Source organism: Oceanicaulis sp. LC35 (assembly GCF_052055585.1).
Taxonomy (GTDB): domain Bacteria; phylum Pseudomonadota; class Alphaproteobacteria; order Caulobacterales; family Maricaulaceae; genus Oceanicaulis.
This window is the reverse complement of sequence record NZ_CP170485.1, coordinates 2265085-2283493: the sequence shown is the minus strand read 5'-3', so window position 1 is coordinate 2283493 and position 18409 is coordinate 2265085. Positions and strand designations below refer to the sequence as shown.

Genomic DNA, 18409 nt, shown 5'->3' with positions numbered 1-18409 from the left:
TCGGGCCCTCCTAGTAAATCAGCTCGTCTTCCCCGCCGCCTTCCGACAGCAGGATTTCGCCCTTGGCGGCGAGGTCTTTGGCCTGGTTGACCATGGCCTGTTGCGCGCCATCCACGTCCTTGAGACGCACCGGCCCCATGGACGCCATGTCCTCGCGCAGGATTTTCGCCGCGCGTTCGGACATGTTGGAGAAGAACAGGTCGCGCAGGGTGTCGGATGCGCCCTTGAGGGCCAGACCCAGCTGGTCCTTGGGCACGCCGCGCAGCAGCGTCTGCACGCCTTGCGGGTCGAGTTTGCCCAGATCCTCGAAGACGAACATGAGTGAGCGGATCTTCTCTGCGGAATCCCGGCTGCGCTCTTCAAGCGAGGCGAGGAAGCGGTTCTCGGTCTGGCGATCGAAATTGTTGAAGATGTCCGCCATCAGCTCGTGGCTGTCCTGCTTGGAGGTGCGCGCCAGATTGCTCATGAATTCCGAGCGCAGGGTCTCTTCGATCTTTTCCACGATCTCGCGCTGAACCGGCTCCATGCGCAGCATCCGGGTCACCACTTCCATGGCGAAATCCTCGGGCAGCGCGGCCAGAACGCGCGCGGCGTGATCGGGGCGCACCTTGGAGAGCACCACGGAGACGGTCTGCGGGTATTCGTTCTTGAGATAGTTCGCCAGAACCACCTCGTTCACATTGGCGAGCTTGTCCCACATGGTCCGGCCGGCGGGACCGCGCAGCTCTTCCATGATCTGGTCGACCTTGTCCTCGGGCAGGAAGGAGGACAGCAGGCGCTGGGCCTGATCGACCGAACCCACGATCGAGCCGGTCGAGGACATGGAGCCGACAAACTCCATGATCAGTTTCTCGACAGCGCTGGACGTCACATTGCCCAGATTGACCATGGCCTGGGAGACGACGCGGATTTCCTCGTCGTCCATCATTTCCCAGAGCTGGCGCTGTTCATCACCAAGCGCGAGCAGGATCACGGCGGCCTTTTCCGCCCCGGTCATATTCGCCGGGTCGTCTATCTTGCGGCCGCGGGGAAGGGGTGCTTCAGCCATCTCAGCCCTCGCCATCGTGCATCCAGGTGCGCAGGATGCTCATGGATTCATCGGGATGTTGCTCGACAAGCGCGGCGACCTTGCGGACCGAGGATTTCTTAACCTGACCCTCGATCTGGGCCACATCGATATGGTCATCAGCGGGATCGCCTTCAGGCAGCATCACCGTGCCGTCTGAATTGCCCAGAAGCGCCTGGATATTTTCCGGCAGGGCTCCGCCGCCGCCCGACGACGCCACGCGCGCACTGCTGACATTGCCGATGGCGCCTTGCACCAGCGGGCGGGCGACCAGCAGGATCACCAGAAGGGCCGTGACGAACAGCACCACAATCTCGGCGATACGCATGAAATCAAGGCGCGCCAGGTTAAAGCCTTCCGGCGCCGGCGTGCCCAGCGTCAGGTCGGGGCGGCTGAACCGCATGGACGTGACTTGCAGGATCTGCTCGCCATCGGTCAGCGTGGTGTCGGTGGGGAAACCCACGGCGGCGGCGACCAGATTGCGGATCTGGGTCAGCTCGGCCTCGCTGCGGGGCTCGAAGGTCAACGTGCCGTCCTCGCCCACGACCGCGACTTCATCCACCACGACCGACACGGCCAGTCGCTCAAGATCGCCGGGCTGAATGATCGAGACGATCTCTTCGCGGGTGTTCTCGTAATTGCGCTCGGTGGTGGAGCTTTCGCTGGTCGCCAGCAGCGGGGTTTCGCCATCTGCGCCGGCTTCGGCGTCCGGCGTGTTCTCGCTGACCGACACGCCGCCTGACGTGACCGGCTCGCTGCGGCGTTCCTCGACAGCGCGACGGCTGACCTCGACCTGACCATTGGGATCATATTCGAGACGGGTGCGGGTCTGGCTCTGGCGGTTGAGTTCGGCGGTGACGGCCACGCGCACGCCGCCCGAGCCGACAACGCCCTCAACGAGGTCGCGGATCTTCTGCTGCAGGTCATGCTCGATGGCGCTCTGGCGGTCATCCAGCATGGCGCCAACGAAGTCGCCTTCGGCATCGCTGGGCGCGGCCAACAGGCGGCCCTGATCGTCGGCCAGCGTAATGCGGTTGGCCTGCAGACCCGGCACGGCGGTGGCCACAAGATTGCGGATGGTGTTGATCTGGGCGCTGGGCAATTCGCCGCGCACGCTGATCACCACCGAGGCGGAGGGCTCCTGCTGCTCGCGCGAGAACAGGCGGCGCTCGGGCAGCACCAGGTGGACGCGTGCGGCGGAAACGGTGTTGAGCGTGTTGATCGATCGCGCCAGCTCGCCTTCCAGGGCGCGCTTGGCGTTGACGTTCTGAACAAAGCTGGTGGTGCCGAGCGCATCGGTCTCGTCAAAGATCTCATAGCCCACAGAGCCAAAGCTCAGCGCGCCGCCAGAGGCGACCCGCATGCGGGCTTCATCCACCTGATCGGTGCTGACATAGACGGCCGAGCCGCCTTCCTGCAGTTCGTAGGGGATGCCGGCCTGGTCGAGACGTTCGCTGACCGCAGCCGCGTCGGACGGACCGAGCCCGGAGAACAGGAGCGCCTGGCCGCTGGAGTTCATGCTCATGGTGAAAAACACCAGAGCGGCGGCCGCACCGGCCGTCAGACCGAGAATGGCGGCGAGTCGACCGACTCCGAATCGGGAAAGCTGTTCCAGTAACGCGTTCACGCTGGGCCCTTGCTGATTTCCGAATCAGGAAAACGCCGCTCCCTGCAGCGGCTAGGCAAGTTTTTCCCACTATCCGCGTAAACGAGGTCTTAACGCGTTGAATCAAAAAACACGATCAGCGCGGCGAGTCGAGACTCGCCGCGCTGAATGCGGGCCTGAAAGAGAGGGGGGCGATCCCGCCTACTGGCGGTATTGCTGAATGCGCGTGGTGCGCAGTCCGGCAAGGCCATGCCGGTCGATAGAGCGCTGCCAGGAGAGGAACTCTTCCACGGTCAGCCGGTAGCGATCACAGGCTTCATCCAGGCTGAGAAGTCCGCCACGCACGGCGGCGACCACTTCGGCCTTGCGGCGAATAACCCAACGCTTGGTATCCGGGCTCGGCAAATCGGCCACGGTTAGGGGACTGCCATCGGGACCGATGACATAGTTTTCCTTCTTCGCTCGACGTTCCATCCGACCCATCCTTGTAAGAAGACCCGTCTAACGCGGGTCCTTGATGGGAAGGGTTATACGCGAGGCCTCTTAAGGTGAGCCTAAAGCTCAGGGTAAAAGTCCGGTAAATCAGTTGTTTAGAAAAAATTCACCCCGACGCCGAAACGCCGGGGTGTCAGTCGGCCGGTGGGACGGCGTTGGGTTAGCGCTTCATCTGGATCGCCTCGGCGAGCATTTCGTCCGCCGTGGTGATGATCCGGGAGCTGGCCGAATAGGCCCGCTGGGTGATGATGAGGTTTGAGAATTCGGTGGCGATATCGACGTTCGAGTTCTCGACCGTCTTCGCCGCGATGGTGCCCGAAGCGCCCGAACCCGGGGCGTTCAGGGTGAAGGCGCCGGAATCCTCGGTGATCTGGAAGCTGGCGCCGCCGACCGAGGCCAGGCCGTTCGGGTTGAACACGGTTGCGACCGGAAGCTGATACACCCGGCGGACCACGCCGTTGGTGAACCGGGCGGACAGGAAGCCGTCATCGCTCACTTCCACACCCGCGAAGGCGCCGAAGATCGCGCCATCCACCACGGTGGAATCCAGGTTGGAGGGCGAGTTGAACTGCGTAATGCCGCCCGGCGTGCCGGCGGTGCCAAGGTCGAGCGCAATGGTTTGCGCGCCAACGCCGGTGGACGCCGCCCAACGGACCGCGCCTGCGCCCACGGCGCCTGCGGCGTCAGAGGCTTCAAACGGCAGGCTGGTCGGCAGGGTGGTCGGAGCGCCCGGGACAATCTCGCCATTGGTGTCAAACGCGACGATGCCGGTGGCGATCTGACCGTCGATCAGGGGCGCGCCCGTCACCACGTCAGAGGCGGGCTGGACGTGCAGCTCCACATGCCACTGGTTGGCGTTGGTGGCGTGCTTGAGGAAGGACATGGTCACAGAGCGGACGCCGCCCTGGGTGTCATAGATCTGGATGGTGCGCTCAAAGTCCGGCGTCACCGTGCCAGAGGCCATGTTGGTGCCCGATGCCGTCGCGTCATAGGTCGCAGCCGCCGCCGACGGGGTCGTGCTCGCCTGAAGGTTGGCGTTGATGCGGACGCTGGAGGTCGCATTCGCCGTGCCGCCGATATTGGACAGGTTCACAGCTTCAAGCTGGTCCACATTGGACGGGTTCTGGTTGACGGTGCCGTCAGCCTGCACCGGCCAGGCATACAGATACATGCCGGCGTCATTGCGCAGGAAGCCTGATGAGTCCGTCTGGAAACCGCCCGAACGGGTGAACAGCACGGCGTCGGACGAACCGGACGCGGTCGGGCTGGGACGCACGACGAAGAAGCCGTCGCCGTCGATCGCCATGTCGGTGGCGCTCACGCCCGGGGTCAGAAGGCCCGAGGAGTTCACGTCGAGGCGGGAGTTCGAGCTCACGCCCGAGGAGGCATAGCGGGTCTCGCCGCCGCCGCCGATCTTGTAGTTCGGCGTGAAGATCGTATCCACGCGCTTGTAGCCGACGGTGTTCACGTTGGCGATGTTGTCCGAAATCGCCGCGAGCGCCGAAGAGTTGGCGATCAGGCCGGACGCGCCGGCGGCCATGGCCGAGTTGATACTCATGACTTGCTTCCCATCATTATAGCCAGGGCTCCCGGTCCTTCTGGCGGAGAGCCTCGATTTTGTTGCGGAGCGGTTCGGGCTCCGGTTTCCCCGTTTTCGGGGTTAGGCGGCGGCTTCGGACTCCTCGTCCTCAGCGCCGGTATTGTTGTTGTTCGCAGGGGCGTTGTTCGCCTCGCGCACGCTGGTGACCAGGGTGGCCGGCAGGATCAGTTCGCCATTGGCGAAGCTGACCTGGGCCGCGCCGCCGCTCATCTCCACCCCGGTGACCCGGTGGGTGATGCGGGTGGCGTAATCAATGGCGTTCTTGTCAGCGTCCTTGGCGATGATCTCGATCTCGTAGACGCCTTCAGGCAGGGCGTTTCCGGCCTCATCCTTGCCGTCCCAGACGACTTCGTGGATGCCTTCAGCCTTGTCGCCGTCCAGACGACGCACCTGTTTGCCGTTCTCGTCGAAGATCAGGATTTCGACAGTGTCAGCTTCCTGAGCCAGCCCGTACTCCCAGGTGGCTTCGCCATCCTTGAGGAAGTTGTAGCGGGTGTTCACGGTGGCTTCCTTGCCGATGAATTCGAGCGCGGTCAGCTGGGCGTCGGTCTGTTGCAGCGCCAGCAGGGCTTCCAGAGATTCATTGGACGCGATCTGTTGCTCCACCGAGGAGAACTGGACCAGCTGCTGGACGAATTGTTCCGATTCCAGCGGATCGAGCGGATCCTGGTTCTTCAGTTGCTCGGTCAGCAGCACCAGGAAGGTGTCGAAATTGTCCGCAAGGCCAGCGGTCGCAAGCTTGGTCTGGCTTTGCGATTGCTGGGAGGCGGCGGCTGCGTTGACTTCGGTCATGATCTCGCTCTTCTGCTCAGGCGATCAGGTTGACGCCAGCGCGCTGGCTGACGGCGAAGCCGTAGAGCGCGTCGGCAAGCGGGGCGCCGGGCAGGTCGGTTTCGACCTCCAGCGTGAACTGGTTGCGGGCGGAGAAGCCGTCAGCGGAACCGCCAGCCTCATCCTGGAAACCGCTGAACGCGCCATTATCCTCGCTCAGCGAGAAGGACAGACCATCCTCACCAAGCTCCAGACCGGTTTCGGTCAGCGCCTTTTCAAGGTCGCGCGCATGGCGCTGCAGCTCGGACAGGGTGTCGGCCCGCTCCGCGCTCAGCATGGCGGAGACCTTGTTGTCCGGGCCCAGCTCAAGGCGCACTTCAACGCGGCCGAGCTCGGGCGGATCAAGGCGGATGTCGAACACCCGGCCGCCATCATTGAACTTGCGGGCGATCTGGGCGGCCAGAGTCTGCGTCGTGGTCGGCGCAAAGCGCGATGCGGCGTGGGCTTGGGGATGCTGTGAAGGGCGCGCCGCTTCAATGCGGGGCTCGGCGCGCACCGTGCTCATTTCAAGTTCGGCATCGGCTGAATCCGTCGGCGCTTCGACCGGCGCCTCCTCGCCCATCAGGCTCTCCTGAAGCAGCCAGGCCAGCGGGTCGGCCGGTGCGGCGGCGGCAGCGGCAGGGGTTTGCGCCGGACGCGCCTGGGCGGCGGCATCAGATGCGGTGGAGCGGGATGCGCTGGCGTCAGCGGCGCCCTGAGGCGCCGGGCTCTTGGCGCCAGCGTCGCTCTTGTCAGCGTGACGGGACTTGTTCTGAATGCCCGGCGCACGGTCTGACTCTGCGCGGTGGGTCTGCTCGGCGCCCTCCTTGAAGGCGGCTTGAGCGGACGCCGCGGACTGGGCCTGCTCGGCGGCCACGCTGGCGGACTGGCTGGCGCCTTGCCCTTGCGAGCCCTGTTCGGAACGGGCCCGGGTCGCATCGGTCGTATTCGTATCGGTGCGGGCGGCGTCAGATAGCGCAGGGGCGGGCTGAGCCTTGCTGTCTGCGGGCGCGGCCTTGGCGTCGGGTTTGACAGCGTCAGCGGCTTCAGTCTGCGGCTGCGGGCGGGGCTCCGCCGATTTGGCCTCGGACGAACGACCGGTTGCGTCCTGTTCGGTTTGCGCATTCGGGGCCGCGTCTGCACGGGCGCGCGGCTGGGCTTCACCCGAGGCGATCTCAGGCTGGTCTTCAGAGGCCGCCGTCCGGGGCAGGGCTTGCCCGGTCTCCGCATTGCGCGGGGCGTTCACAGGCGTGTCGCCAGAGGCCGGAGCTCCCTGGCTCTTGTCTGCGGAAACAGGCTTGGCGATTGCAGGCTGCTCCGTATCCGCATCAGACGCGTCTGAGGGCGTTCCGGTCGGCGCAGGCGCGGCGGCGCTGGCTTGCGCTTCAGGCTGAGCCCGGGACGGGGCTTGTGCGCCCGACGCATCCGCAGCGCCGTTTGCAGGCTTGTTCTCGGCGCCAGCCTTGGGGGCGGCGTCCTTGGAGAGGTTTGCGTCCGTTTCAGTCTCGGGGGCGGCGTCAGACGGCGCGTCAGCGTCCTGGCTGGCCTCGCCCTCCAGAGCCTGAGCAAAGAGTTCGTTGAAAGTCCGGGCGCTCTCGCCAGCGGTCTGACGCTGGGCGTCCTGCGTCGCCGTTTGCGCGTCGGTTGCGTCGTCACGGTCCTTGGCGTCGGACGCCTCCTGCGACGGGGCGGCTTTGCGCTCATCGGTTTTCGATTGGGCGTTCGGGGCGGACTTGCGGGTGTCGGCCTCGGGCAGCGCAAAGGTCTGCGCGTCCTCGCCAGACGCACGGGAGGTGCGTTTGGGTGCAGGCACGGTCGGCGCAGGCGCCGGGGGCAGACGGTCGAGCGGCATGAGCGTAAGGCTCCGCAAATCATCAAGCTGATGCGCCGCGTTTTGCTGCGTCGAGGGGGCGGGACTTTTTGTCCTGCCATGTGGTCGGCTTTGTCCTTCAAGGGACGTGCCAAATTCGCAAACCAGAAAAGCTGAGCAATAACAATGAATAAACTTGTCGTTAGGGATTGATAACGGCGCCGCCCGGCAGATTCTCCCCCGCTGGAGAAGACGGAATTGCCGAGTGAATGGCCGCCGATCGGGTTTGGCCCGTTGCTTGCGCTGTTACTGGCAGCCAGCAGGAAAGCGCAAACAGGCGTGAAACCGGCAGGGCCAAGAAAAGCCTTTAAAATAAAGGTGTTTATTGGGTTTCCAGGTCGGGCTTCAGGCGTCGCTTTTCACATGCTGACTAGGAAGATTCTGCCGCCATATGGGTAAAATCGCCCCGGCGGAGCGGTATTGGAGGCGCACATGGCGCTCAATTCTGTGATCGGCAACGCCCTGTCTGGCCTCAGGGCCTCGCAGCTGGGTTTACGGACGGCGTCCAACAACGTCGCCAACGTCAACACGCCCGGATATGCGCGCACCGAGCTCGCCATCACCTCTCGCAATGTTGCGGGGCAGGGGATGGGCGTTGACGTGCGTGGCGTCGAGCGCATCACGGACGAATACCTGCTCGCCGCTTCCGTGCGCGCCAATTCCGATTTCTCTGCGGCCACCGCGCGCTATTCCGCGCTGGATCGCCTGCAGGCGCAGTTTGGCAGCACCAGCGATGAAAGCTCCATTTTCGGGCGTCTGAACGCCGCCTTTGACTCGCTGAGCGCCGCCGCCGCCGATAGCGCGGAGACCGTGTCTCGCCTCAGCGCGGCGTCCGAGCTGCAAAGCTTCTTTGATGAAACCGAACGCCTGTCGGTGGAGATCCGCACCCTGCGCAATGAGGCGGACACCAAGATCGGCGCCGGCATCGGCCGCATCAATGAAATCCTCGAGGAGATGCAGGACCTGAACCTGCAGGCGCAATCGTTAAACGCCAGCTCGGCGGACACCAGCGGCGCGGCGAACCGTCAGGTCGAATTGTTGGACGAGCTGTCGAGTTATATTGATGTGCGCACCCAGCGCCAGCCGGACGGACGCGTGTTCGTCTCGACGGCGGATGGCGTGGCGCTCTTGGACAATTCACGCCTGCAACTGGAATACACGCCTGCCGGCACCGGCAGCTATGGCCTGGATTATGGCGAGATCACCGCTGTGGTCTCCGCGTCAGGCGCGCGTGTGGACCTGACCCAGAACATTACTTCGGGCGAGTTGCGCGGCCTGATTGATCTGCGTGACAAGGATCTGCCGCAACTGGCGGCGGCTCTGGCTGAATACGCCTCGGGTGCGGCGGACGCGCTGAACGCGGCGCACAACGATTCCACCGCCTATCCGCCGCCCAACACGCTGACCGGGCGCGACACCAGCCTTGTGGGCGCAGACGTGCTTCAGGGCTCGGGCGCGGCGTCGCTGGCGATCGTGAATAATGACGGCACGCTGGTGCAAAACATCGCCATCACGGTGACGGCGACAGGGTTCACCGTGGACGGCAATGCCGCGAACTCGATCACCGACCTCGTCAATGAGCTCAATACCGCGCTGGGCGGCAATGGTACGGCCAGCTTTACCAATGGCCGTCTGAGCATTGATGCGACCAACCCCAACCATGGCGTCGCCACGGTGCAGGACAGCGCCAACCCGTCCTCGATCGGCGGGCGCGGCTTTGCACACTTCTTTGGCCTCAACGACATCGTGGATTCAGACCGTCCGTCCTTCTTCGAGACCGGCCTGACCGCAACCAGCGCGCATGGACTGGCGCCGGGCGGTGTGATGAGCTTCAAGGTTCTGGGGCCAAACGGCGCTCGCACGGCGGACATTGATGTCAACGTGGCTGGCGCCAGCATTCAGGACCAGCTGAATGCGCTGAACGCCGCGGGCACGGGGCTGGGCGCCTATGGCTCGTTCGGTATGGACGCCAATGGCGAGATCAGCTTCACGCCCGCCGCCGGCTATGAACGTTATGAAGTCGTTGTGACCGGCGACACCAGCGTGCGCACGGGCACAGGCAAATCCTTCACCACCATTTTCGGCATGTCCGATGGCGCGCGCATGAGCCGCGCCGAGAGCTTTGAGGTGCGTCCGGCGATCCGCTCGGATTCCACCCTGCTGTCCATGGCCAAGCTCGAGATCACCGGCGCGACTGCGCCGGGGGATCTTGTGGTCACCTCGGGTGATAACCGGGGCGGTCAGGCGCTGGCGGCTGCGGGCCAGACCAAGCGCACCTTTGACGACGCCGGCACCATGAAGGGGGGCATGTCCACCCTGGTGGAATATGGCGCCCGGGTTGCGGGCAAGGTCGGCTCGGTCGCCGCCGCCGCTCAACGCTCTGAAGCCGCTGCAGAATCCGTGAAGGAAGCCGCTGACATCAAGCGCTCCGACGTGGAAGGGGTGAGCCTTGATGAAGAGCTCGCTCGCATGATCCAGTTCCAGCAATCCTACAACGCCGCCGCCCGCCTTTTGCAGGCTGCGCGCGAAATGTCGGATACGCTCTTGAACATCCTTTAGGTCGGGAAGGGAGCTTAGAATGAGAATTTCCACCCAGGCCGCGTCTCAGGCCGCACTCAGCGATCTGATGCGCGCACAGCGTGAAGCCTATGACGCCCGCGAACAGCTTTCGAGCGGCAAGAAAGCGCCGGATCTGAAGGGCTATGCGAACTCGGCGGAGACCATCATCGCCGCTCGTGCGGCGCAGAAACGCAGCGAATCCTTTGTCGGCGCCAATGAGCGCGTCTTGAACCGGCTCGAGATCCAGGATCTCGCCTATCAGGAGCTTTCCACCGCCGCGACCGATCTGCGCACCGCGCTGACCACCAATGACGGCTCTTTCATGATGGACAAGGTGCAGGAGGTGTTCGACCGGGCCTCCGCCGCGCTGAACATGCGCTTTAACGGCTCCTTCGTGTTCGGCGGCATGCGCACGGATGCCCTGCCGTTCACCGCTGACACCATCGCCGATCTTCAGGCGGCGGTCCCTGATGTCTCTGCGACCTTCCAGAACGCCACCCAGCGTCAGACCACGAAGATCGAGGAAACCATCACCATCGACATCAATTCCACCGCGTCAGAGGTGGGAACCGATCTGATGGCCTCGATCGAGCGCATCGCCGATTTCAATGCCGGGCCGAACGGTCCGTTTGACGGTCAGATCACGGACGCCCAGCAGACCTTCCTGGAAACCGAACTCGGCAACATCATCAACGCCTTTGACAAGATCAACGTCGCGATGGCCGAGAACGGCGCGCGCCAGAAACAACTTGAAGGCTCTATCACCGGCCACGAAAAGCGGTCCGATTATCTCGAGATCATGGTGGCGGGGATCGAGGATGCGGATATGGCCGAGGCGGCCACGCGCTTCCAGCAGGCCCAGACCGCCGTGCAGGTCTCGGCTCAGACCTTCTCGCGCCTGAGCCAGATCAGCCTTCTGAACTATCTGTAGGAAATAAGCGGAGTGCGGGCCTAGTCGCCCGCGCTTTGCGCGCCCATCTGACGGCCGCGGCGTTCCGCGGCGGCGACGGCGTTACGCACGAGGCCGGGCAGGCCGCCCCCGCTCATCAACGCATCCAGACCCGCCTGGGTCGTCCCGTTCGGGCTCGTCACATTGCGACGCAGCTCGTCAGGCTCGCCCAGTCCGGCTTTCATCATGGCGCCTGCGCCGGAGACGGTCTGCTTGGCCAGCGTCATCGCCAGCTCACGCGGCAGACCTTCGGCTTCTGCGGCGGCGGCGAGCGCTTCGGTGAACAGGAAGACATAGGCGGGGCCGGAGCCGGACACGGCGGTCACGGCATCCATCATCCGCTCGTCCGAAATCCACTCCACCAGCCCGGCCGGTTTCAGCAGCTTTTCGGTCTGACGGATCAGCGTCTTGGTGTCGGCGGCCTCGTTGGCGACGCAAACCGATACGCCTTCGCCAATCGCAGCCGGGGTGTTGGGCATGGCGCGGACCACGGGGCGGTCGGGCAGGGCGGCGGACAGGGTGCGCAGGGGCACGCCGGCGGCGATCGAAATCACCAGCGCATCCCTGGGCAGGTCGTCACTGACGGCAGAGAGCACGGTGCGCACCAGGTCCGGCTTGATGGCGACCACAAGGGTGTCGAGGCTGGCGGCGACCTTGGCGGTCAGCGCAGGGACGCAAGTTACGCCATGGCTGTCCATCAGGGCTTGCGCGCCCACGCCGGGGCGGGGATCGATCAGGATGATCTGGTCGGCGCTGACGCCGCCGCGCGCCTTGCGCAGCCAGCCTGCAGCCAGCGCGGAGCCCATGCGGCCCGCGCCGAGCAGGCCGATCCGGCCCTGTGTGTCTGCCATGTGCGAGTTCCGTATCCTCAGGCTTCGCCGGCCGTGTCGAACATGGCGGCGGCCACTGCTTCAAGCGGGCTTTTACCGCTCCACAGCAGATAATGAAACGCCGGATACAGACGTTCGCCTGCTTCCTTGGCGGCCTCGATCATGGTTGCGGCCTGCGCCACAGACACATTTTCGGCCTCGGGCAGGGTCAGCGCATGGCGGAAGACCAGCGTGCCGTCCTCGTGCCAGATCTCGAAATGGCCAATCCACAGACGCTCGTTGAGACGCGCCACCAGCTCGCACACATCCTTGTAGCGGCTGTCAGGCGTTTTCAGATCGAGCGCTGAAAACATGTGGATGACGTCGAGATCAGGCCGGTAGGAGAACCAGATCTGGTGATCACGCCAGGATCCGGGGACCGCCATGTGCAGTTCCAGATCATCGCGCTCATAGGCGTATTGAGCCGTGAGGACGGCCTGTTCGATGCTTTCCAGCGGATCCATCGCAATGACGGTTTCCTGGGTGGTGAGATCCATGATGGTCCTCTAGCCCCTCGCTGCGCCCGGCGACTCAGTTCGCCGCCCATGTCGGACGGTATGCCGCCCCGTCATCGGGGTGCAAGCGCTGTGCGGTGGGGATTTTGTAAGTGGTTTATTCAGCGGATTTTTTTGCTGTGGACGTCTTGGCCGCAGGCTTGGCCCGGGCCGGCTTCTTCGCCGGTTGGGCTTCCAGTTCGGCCAGACGGGCCTCCAGCGATTCGAGCCGGGCGGCGCTGGCGTCCGCTTCGGCGCGCAGAGCTTCGAACTCGTCACGGCTGACAAGGTCCAGCTCGGACGCCATGCGCTCGGCCTGGGCGCGGAAAACCGCGCGCGCTTCATCGCCTGCCGCCTGGGCGGCGCTGAAAGCGTCGGTCATCAGATCAGCGAGATCTGCGAACATGGGATTGCGTGACTGCATGACATCACCGTGTGCTCTGCTATGAAGACCCATATAGGCGTCGACGGGCCGGCTTAGCAATGCGGCGCCGCGCCGCCTGACAGTTAACAGCCGGTCCCGTCGGCCAAATTTTTTTCTGGAGCCTTCCATGATAGGCGCATGCCCCGCCAGTTTTGACCTGATCGATCCGGTCCTGTTCACCATTCCAAAGGTGTGGATCATCGGTCCGCTGCCCATTCGCTGGTATGCGCTCGCCTATATCGCAGGTCTGTTTGGCGGCTTGTTCTGGGTGCTGCGGCTGGTCGGCAATGGCGGGCTGTGGGGCACGACCCCGAAAACGCAGACCGCGCCCTATAACCGCGCCTTCGTGGATGATCTCGTGCTGTGGATCATGATCGGCGTCATTGTGGGCGGCCGCCTGGGCTATGTACTGTTCTACAATACCTCGATGATCTGGGAGACGCCGGTGCGCGTCATCACCGGCATCACCGATGGCGGGATGAGCTTTCATGGCGGCCTGATCGGGGTGACGCTGGCCATGGTGCTGACCGCGCGCGCCCATGGCGCACCGCTCCTGCGGGTTTCGGACGCCGTGGCGGCGGCGACGCCTATCGGCCTGTTCTTCGGGCGTCTGGCGAATTTCATCAATGGCGAGCTGTGGGGCCGTGCAGCGCCGGAGCTGCCCTGGGCCATGCGATTCGCGGCGGACCCGACCTGCCAGCTGCGCCATCCCAGCCAGCTTTACGAAGCGGCGCTGGAAGGCGTGGTGCTGTTCGTCATCCTGTCGGTGCTGGTCTATCGCTTCAAGGCGCTGACCCGTCCGGGCCTTGTTACGGGCGGCTTCCTGATGGGCTATGGCGTGTTCCGCGCCTTCGTGGAGCTGTTCCGCGAGCCGGACCGGCAAATGCCCGAAGCGCTGCAGGGTTATGTGACAATGGGTATGGTGCTGTGCATTCCCATGATCGCGCTGGGGGCCTATCTGGTCTGGCGCGCCCGCAAGGCGCCCGCCGTGGGCGAGCGCGCCGCCTGAGCCCAAGACAAGGACTGATCCATGAGCGATGACGAGTTTCGCCCTGCGCAGATGATGTCAGAGCGTCTGCGCGAACGTATCCGCACGGAGGGCTCGCTCTCGGTCGCCGCGTTCATGGCCGAGGCCCTGTTTCATCCCATGGCCGGGTTCTACGCTACGAAAGACCCGCTGGGCGCAGCGAACGACTTCATCACCGCCCCCGAGATCAGCCAGATGTTCGGGGAGCTTCTGGGCCTTTGGGCGGCGGAATGCTGGATGCAGATGGGCGCCCCCTCGCGCTTTGAGCTGATCGAGCTGGGGCCGGGCACGGGCAGGATGATGAGTGATATGCTGCGCGCGGGCCGCGCGGCGCCGGGCTTTCTTGAGGCGGTGCATGTGACGCTGATCGAAGCCTCGCCGGCGCTGAAAATGGTGCAGGGCCAGACGCTGGCCAATGCAGCTGTCCCGATCAGCTGGGCGAAGGATTTCGAGAAGGCGCCCTCGGGCCCCGCCGTCGTCATCGGCAATGAGTTTCTGGATTGCCTGCCGATCCGTCAGGCGGTCCGCCACAAGGGCCAGTGGCGCGAGCGCGTCATTACGCTGCATCCCGAGGACGAGACCCGCTTTGTCTTCGCGCTGGGCCCTGTACTGGGCGAGGGGGAGATCGCCTTCATTGCGCCGGCCCTGCGAGAGGCTGAAGAAGGCACGCTGGTGGAATTGCGCCCCGGCGATCAGCAACAGGTCGAGCAGCTCGCCAAACGCTTCGCCCGTGATCCGGGCTATGCCCTGTTTGTCGATTATGGCTCTGCGCAGCCCGAAACCGGCGACACGCTGCAGGCCATTCGCGCGCATGAGAAAGTCGATCCGCTGGATACGCCGGGCACGGCGGATCTTACGGCCTGGGTGGATTTTGACCGCCTGTTGCGGCTGGGCGAAGACGCCGGGCTGTCCGCTTTTGGTCCCATGACCCAGGGTGATTTCCTGACAGAGCTGGGGATCGAGCAGCGCGCGGCGGTGCTGTCGCGGTCCGTGGATGAGGCGGGGCAAGCCAAGCTCAAGCGCCAGATGCATCGCCTGGTGTCGCCTGAGGATATGGGGACGCTCTTCAAGCTCGCCGCGTTCAGCTCTGACGCCCTGCCGCCTGCGCCGGGCATCGCGCCCTTCAAACGCGGGCGCTAGACGTTCAGATGCGCCTCGATGATGCGGGCGATCACGCGCTCGTATTCCTCAAGGTCTGAGGGTTTAACGAAATAGCCGTCCGCGCCCGCGGCGAGCGCGATGCCGATCTCGTCCTTGAGGTTGGAGGTGGACAGGCTGATGCACGGTACGCCGGTCATCTTCACGCAGTTCTTCACCAGCTTGATGAAGTCTGATCCCGACATGCCCGGCAGGCGACTGTCCACCAGGCAGAAGTCCGGTTTCGCCGCGTCGCTGCGGATGTAATCGAGCGCATCCTCGGCGCGTTCGAAGACCTTGAGGTCGACATAGCCCTGCGCTTCCAGCGCGCTGGTAATCAGGGAGGCGTCGATCTGGCTGTCTTCAATGATCAGGCTGGTCATCGCTGAACTCCTCGATCCGGGGGAATTTCAGAAGGAAACGCGCGCCGTCTTCATAGTCAGGGTCGACGCTGATCTTGCCGTCATGAGCCTCCATGATCCGGGCGCAAAAGGCCAGCCCGACGCCCGACCCCGGAACGTCGCTGCGATAGCGCTGCATCATCTTGAACACGCCTTCGGCCTGGCTTGCGGGGATGCCGGGGCCATTGTCCGCAAAGCGCACCAGCATGCCCTCTGGCGTGTCTTGCGCATCAATCGTGAGGCGGATCTCGGATTTGTCGGAATACTTGACGGCGTTGTCGACGAGATTGCGGAACAGATGCGACAGCAGGGTCTCATCCCCTTGCAGAACCGGGGCGCCGTCAATCTCCAGCGTGATCGGCGCGTCGGGATAATAGGCCTTGAGCAGTTTCTCGAGCAGGGGGCGAAGCGGGGCGGCGTTGGACACCGCCTTGGTCTCGACCAGGTCGGAATAGCTCAGAAGCGTGTCGATCAGCATCAGCATGTCGCGCGACTTGGCTTTCACGTCATGCAGATAGCCGCGCACCTTCTCGCTACCCTCCGCACCGATCTCGCGCTGGGCCAGATCCGCCAGCAGGGAGATCTGGCGGGCCGGGGCCTTGAGATCATGGGAGGCGCCCGCCGCAAAGTCGCGCAAGGTCCCGTTCGAGCGCTCAAGATCGGCCGTCCGGCGCTTGACCTGACGTTCGAGGGTGTTGGTCAGGCTGGTGAGCTCCTGCTCGGCCCGGGTACGTAAATTGACCTCGTCAATCAGGGTTTCATTGGTCTGTTTGAGCTGTGCGGTGCTGGGCATGGCCAGCGCCTTGGGCAGGAGCGGCCAGAGGGCGATCGCGGTGGCCACGGAGACCAGGGCGGTCACGATCTTGAGTGCGCCTTCGGTGAAATAGGCCGGCGTCCAGATCGTGTAGATTGAGAACAGGTGCGTCGCGCCGCAGCACAGGATGAACAGAATGAAGAGATAGGCGACAGGCCGGAACAGGATGTCGGGGCGTCGCAGCGAGATCAGCCAGATCACCACCGGGATAGAGAGATAGGCCGCGCCGATCAGTGCATCTGAAAGGACATGCATCAACAGGATGTCGACACGCCAGAGATAGCACATTCCATGAGGCATGAAGCCGTGTAGCGATTGCATGGACACCTCTGAGCTGGCGAATTCGCCCTGATCAGCCTCAGTGTTTCTGCTTAAGGGAGTGTTTCGCTAGCGATGCACGCCTTGCGCGTGTCGGACTGCTTCTGCGTTCATGTCCTGATAGTCATGTGAGCATGGCGGGCGCCCCGCCGCTTTGCCGCTGCCGCTTATCCTGCTATGAGCGCGCCGCGGCTCAGAACACGGGAGAGGCCAGACCATGAAACTGATGTGCGGCAACGCCAACCGACCATTGGCCAAGGCCATCGCCGATTATCTTGATGCTCCGTTGTCGGATGTTGAGATCGAACGCTTCGCCGATGGCGAGCTGTTTGTTCGCATCGACGAAAACATGCGGGGCCAGGATGTCTTCATCATCCAGCCGACCTCCGAGCCCGCAAACGACCATCTGATGGAGCTGCTGATCTGCATGGACGCCCTGGCCCGCGCCAGCGCCAACCGGATCACCGCTGTCATTCCCTATTTCGGCTATGCCCGTCAGGACCGCAAAACCGGCGGCCGGACGCCGATCACCGCCAAGCTGGTGGCGAACCTTGTCGCCGAGGCCGGCGCGCACCGGGTTCTGACCATCGACCTGCACGCGGGTCAGATCCAGGGCTTCTTCGACATTCCGACCGACAACCTCTTCGCCACCCCGGTGATCGAGGATGACATCCGCAAGCATTATGATGTGGAAGACCTGCTGATCGTCTCGCCGGACGTGGGCGGCGTGGTGCGTGCGCGCTCGCTGGCCGGGCGTCTGGGCGCGGACATCGCCATTGTCGACAAGCGTCGTCCAAAGGCGGGCGTGTCTGAAGTGATGAACATCATCGGCGATGTCGAAGGCCGCCGCTGCATCATCTTTGACGACATCATCGATTCGGGCGGCACGCTGTGCAACGCCGCCGCCGCGCTTAAAGAGCAGGGCGCCAAGGAAGTCTCCGCCTACATCACCCACGGGGTGCTGTCGGGCAAGGCGGTGGAGCGCATCTCCAATTCCGTCCTGAAAGAGCTGGTGGTCACCGATTCCATCGACGTGACCGCCAAGGTCGCTGCGGGCAAGAACATCCGTTCGCTGTCGGTGGCGCCGCTTCTGGGCGAGGCGATCCGCCGGATCGCCAATGACGAGTCTGTCTCCAAGCTGTTCGACTAGGCTGGAGACGGGCCGCGGAAGAGTCAGCGGATCGCTTGCGCTCCCCGCAAGCTTCCGCTATAGCCCGCGGCTCGAAAGTTCTTACTCAGTCTGTAACGGACTGAACGAAGCGCGCGCCGCCAAAACCGGCGGCGCTTGCGTTTAAACCGATTTCGTATGGGACCGGACCATGAGCGATATTGTTCTCTCCGTCGAAGTGCGCGAGCGCACGGGTACTGGCGGCTCACGTGAGACCCGCCGCAATGGCTTTGTGCCGGGCGTTCTTTATGGCGGTGACAAAGGTCCCGTCGCAATTGCGCTGAAAAACAACGAAGTGGTCAAAGCGATCAATTCGGGCAAATTCCTCGCCCAGATGATCACCATTGATCACAAGGGTGAAAAGCAGTCCGTGCTGACCCGTGACGTGCAATTCCACCCGGTTCGTGACGAGCCGGTGCACATCGACTTCCAGCGCGTTGATGAAAACACCATCATCACCGTTGAAGTGACCGTGCACTTCCACAATGACGAGAAGTCTCCGGGCCTGAAGCGCGGCGGCGTTCTGAACGTTGTGCGTCATGCCGTGGAAGTGAACGTGCCGGCTGGCTCCATTCCGGACCAGATCGATGTGGACCTGTCCGGTTACGACATCGGTGACTCCATCCACATTTCGTCCGTGACCCTGCCGGAAGGCGTCACCCCGGCGATCACCGACCGCGACTTCACCATCGCCACCATCCAGAACTCCCGCGCAGCGCGTGCGAGCGACGATGAAGCCGGCGAAGGCGAAGAAGCCGAGGGCGAGGGCGAAGAGGACTAATCCTCTTCCCATTGTCCCAAA

The 18409-nt window shown here is 63.9% G+C and carries 17 protein-coding genes; 6 read left to right on the top strand and 11 right to left on the bottom strand.

The features are described 5' to 3' along the window. Nucleotides 1–10: 10 nt before the first annotated feature. From fliG to ACFELO_RS10945, 6 genes are all read right to left on the bottom strand, one after another. Nucleotides 11–997 (bottom strand): flagellar motor switch protein FliG, encoded by a 987-nt coding sequence (fliG, locus tag ACFELO_RS10970; protein ID WP_440959916.1) that lies wholly within the window; start codon nt 995–997, stop codon nt 11–13. A 52-nt stretch (nt 998–1049) separates the two neighbouring features. Further along, nucleotides 1050–2693 (bottom strand): flagellar basal-body MS-ring/collar protein FliF, encoded by a 1644-nt coding sequence (gene fliF / locus ACFELO_RS10965; RefSeq protein WP_440957805.1) that lies wholly within the window; start codon nt 2691–2693, stop codon nt 1050–1052. Between the two features lie 180 nt (nt 2694–2873). After that, the gene (gene sciP, locus ACFELO_RS10960) at nt 2874–3146 is read right to left on the bottom strand and encodes a CtrA inhibitor SciP (protein WP_009803057.1); all 273 of its coding nucleotides are present in this window, start codon (nt 3144–3146) and stop codon (nt 2874–2876) included. Nucleotides 3147–3327: 181 nt separating this feature from the next. Then, the gene (locus ACFELO_RS10955; RefSeq protein ID WP_440957804.1) at nt 3328–4725 is read right to left on the bottom strand and encodes a flagellar hook protein FlgE; all 1398 of its coding nucleotides are present in this window, start codon (nt 4723–4725) and stop codon (nt 3328–3330) included. A gap of 102 nt (nt 4726–4827) precedes the next feature. Beyond that, on the bottom strand, nt 4828–5559 hold the full coding sequence (locus ACFELO_RS10950) for a flagellar hook assembly protein FlgD (RefSeq protein ID WP_440957803.1): 732 nt from the start codon (nt 5557–5559) through the stop codon (nt 4828–4830). 16 nt (nt 5560–5575) lie between these two features. Then, nucleotides 5576–7429: a flagellar hook-length control protein FliK gene (locus ACFELO_RS10945; protein ID WP_440957802.1), complete on the bottom strand. Its 1854-nt coding sequence runs from the start codon at nt 7427–7429 to the stop codon at nt 5576–5578. Between the two features lie 450 nt (nt 7430–7879). Between ACFELO_RS10945 and flgK the strand changes: the two genes are divergently transcribed. Further along, complete coding sequence (flgK, locus tag ACFELO_RS10940) at nt 7880–10006, top strand: flagellar hook-associated protein FlgK (RefSeq protein ID WP_440957801.1); 2127 nt, start codon at nt 7880–7882, stop codon at nt 10004–10006. 19 nt (nt 10007–10025) lie between these two features. Continuing rightward, nucleotides 10026–10937 carry a flagellin gene (locus ACFELO_RS10935; RefSeq protein WP_440957800.1) on the top strand — a complete coding sequence of 304 codons (912 nt, stop codon included), beginning with the start codon at nt 10026–10028 and terminating at the stop codon, nt 10935–10937. A 20-nt stretch (nt 10938–10957) separates the two neighbouring features. On the opposite strand, the gene proC is transcribed toward ACFELO_RS10935, so the two are convergent. The 3 genes from proC to ACFELO_RS10920 all read right to left on the bottom strand — a co-directional run bounded on the left by proC (nt 10958) and on the right by ACFELO_RS10920 (nt 12742). Beyond that, nucleotides 10958–11806, bottom strand: coding sequence for a pyrroline-5-carboxylate reductase (proC, locus tag ACFELO_RS10930; RefSeq protein WP_440957799.1), 849 nt, complete (start codon nt 11804–11806; stop codon nt 10958–10960). Nucleotides 11807–11823: 17 nt separating this feature from the next. Further along, the gene (locus ACFELO_RS10925) at nt 11824–12321 is read right to left on the bottom strand and encodes a YbjN domain-containing protein (RefSeq protein WP_440957798.1); all 498 of its coding nucleotides are present in this window, start codon (nt 12319–12321) and stop codon (nt 11824–11826) included. 115 nt (nt 12322–12436) lie between these two features. After that, nucleotides 12437–12742, bottom strand: a complete 306-nt coding sequence (locus ACFELO_RS10920; RefSeq protein WP_440957797.1) for an accessory factor UbiK family protein — start codon at nt 12740–12742, stop codon at nt 12437–12439. A gap of 127 nt (nt 12743–12869) precedes the next feature. Here ACFELO_RS10920 and lgt point away from each other — a divergent pair, with 127 nt between their 5' ends. Beyond that, on the top strand, nt 12870–13751 hold the full coding sequence (gene lgt, locus ACFELO_RS10915; protein ID WP_440957796.1) for a prolipoprotein diacylglyceryl transferase: 882 nt from the start codon (nt 12870–12872) through the stop codon (nt 13749–13751). Nucleotides 13752–13772: 21 nt separating this feature from the next. Continuing rightward, the gene (locus ACFELO_RS10910; RefSeq protein WP_440957795.1) at nt 13773–14909 is read left to right on the top strand and encodes a class I SAM-dependent methyltransferase; all 1137 of its coding nucleotides are present in this window, start codon (nt 13773–13775) and stop codon (nt 14907–14909) included. Here ACFELO_RS10910 and ACFELO_RS10905 read toward each other — a convergent pair. Beyond that, nucleotides 14906–15289: a response regulator gene (locus ACFELO_RS10905; RefSeq protein WP_440957794.1), complete on the bottom strand. Its 384-nt coding sequence runs from the start codon at nt 15287–15289 to the stop codon at nt 14906–14908. The genes ACFELO_RS10910 and ACFELO_RS10905 overlap by 4 nt on opposite strands. After that, nucleotides 15270–16442: a sensor histidine kinase gene (locus tag ACFELO_RS10900; RefSeq protein WP_440957793.1), complete on the bottom strand. Its 1173-nt coding sequence runs from the start codon at nt 16440–16442 to the stop codon at nt 15270–15272. Before ACFELO_RS10900 ends, ACFELO_RS10905 begins: the two co-directional genes overlap by 20 nt. 214 nt (nt 16443–16656) lie before the next feature. Between ACFELO_RS10900 and ACFELO_RS10895 the strand changes: the two genes are divergently transcribed. Further along, the gene (locus ACFELO_RS10895; protein WP_440957792.1) at nt 16657–17589 is read left to right on the top strand and encodes a ribose-phosphate pyrophosphokinase; all 933 of its coding nucleotides are present in this window, start codon (nt 16657–16659) and stop codon (nt 17587–17589) included. A 169-nt stretch (nt 17590–17758) separates the two neighbouring features. Then, nucleotides 17759–18388, top strand: coding sequence for a 50S ribosomal protein L25/general stress protein Ctc (locus tag ACFELO_RS10890; RefSeq protein WP_440957791.1), 630 nt, complete (start codon nt 17759–17761; stop codon nt 18386–18388). Nucleotides 18389–18409: the final 21 nt, after the last annotated feature.

Excerpts from the sequence above, each read along its gene's own strand:
- ACFELO_RS10910 (WP_440957795.1), top strand. The coding sequence starts at position 13,773 with ATGAGCGATGACGAGTTTCGCCCTGCGCAGATGATGTCAGAGCGTCTG.
- ACFELO_RS10945 (WP_440957802.1), bottom strand. The coding sequence starts at position 7,429 with ATGCCGCTCGACCGTCTGCCCCCGGCGCCTGCGCCGACCGTGCCTGCA.
- ACFELO_RS10925 (WP_440957798.1), bottom strand. The coding sequence starts at position 12,321 with ATGGATCTCACCACCCAGGAAACCGTCATTGCGATGGATCCGCTGGAA.
- ACFELO_RS10890 (WP_440957791.1), top strand. The coding sequence starts at position 17,759 with ATGAGCGATATTGTTCTCTCCGTCGAAGTGCGCGAGCGCACGGGTACT.
- fliG (WP_440959916.1), bottom strand. The coding sequence starts at position 997 with ATGACCGGGGCGGAAAAGGCCGCCGTGATCCTGCTCGCGCTTGGTGAT.
- ACFELO_RS10895 (WP_440957792.1), top strand. The coding sequence starts at position 16,657 with ATGAAACTGATGTGCGGCAACGCCAACCGACCATTGGCCAAGGCCATC.
- ACFELO_RS10900 (WP_440957793.1), bottom strand. The coding sequence starts at position 16,442 with ATGCAATCGCTACACGGCTTCATGCCTCATGGAATGTGCTATCTCTGG.
- ACFELO_RS10935 (WP_440957800.1), top strand. The coding sequence starts at position 10,026 with ATGAGAATTTCCACCCAGGCCGCGTCTCAGGCCGCACTCAGCGATCTG.
- flgK (WP_440957801.1), top strand. The coding sequence starts at position 7,880 with ATGGCGCTCAATTCTGTGATCGGCAACGCCCTGTCTGGCCTCAGGGCC.
- ACFELO_RS10955 (WP_440957804.1), bottom strand. The coding sequence starts at position 4,725 with ATGAGTATCAACTCGGCCATGGCCGCCGGCGCGTCCGGCCTGATCGCC.
- ACFELO_RS10920 (WP_440957797.1), bottom strand. The coding sequence starts at position 12,742 with ATGCAGTCACGCAATCCCATGTTCGCAGATCTCGCTGATCTGATGACC.
- proC (WP_440957799.1), bottom strand. The coding sequence starts at position 11,806 with ATGGCAGACACACAGGGCCGGATCGGCCTGCTCGGCGCGGGCCGCATG.
- ACFELO_RS10950 (WP_440957803.1), bottom strand. The coding sequence starts at position 5,559 with ATGACCGAAGTCAACGCAGCCGCCGCCTCCCAGCAATCGCAAAGCCAG.
- lgt (WP_440957796.1), top strand. The coding sequence starts at position 12,870 with ATGATAGGCGCATGCCCCGCCAGTTTTGACCTGATCGATCCGGTCCTG.
- sciP (WP_009803057.1), bottom strand. The coding sequence starts at position 3,146 with ATGGAACGTCGAGCGAAGAAGGAAAACTATGTCATCGGTCCCGATGGC.
- ACFELO_RS10905 (WP_440957794.1), bottom strand. The coding sequence starts at position 15,289 with ATGACCAGCCTGATCATTGAAGACAGCCAGATCGACGCCTCCCTGATT.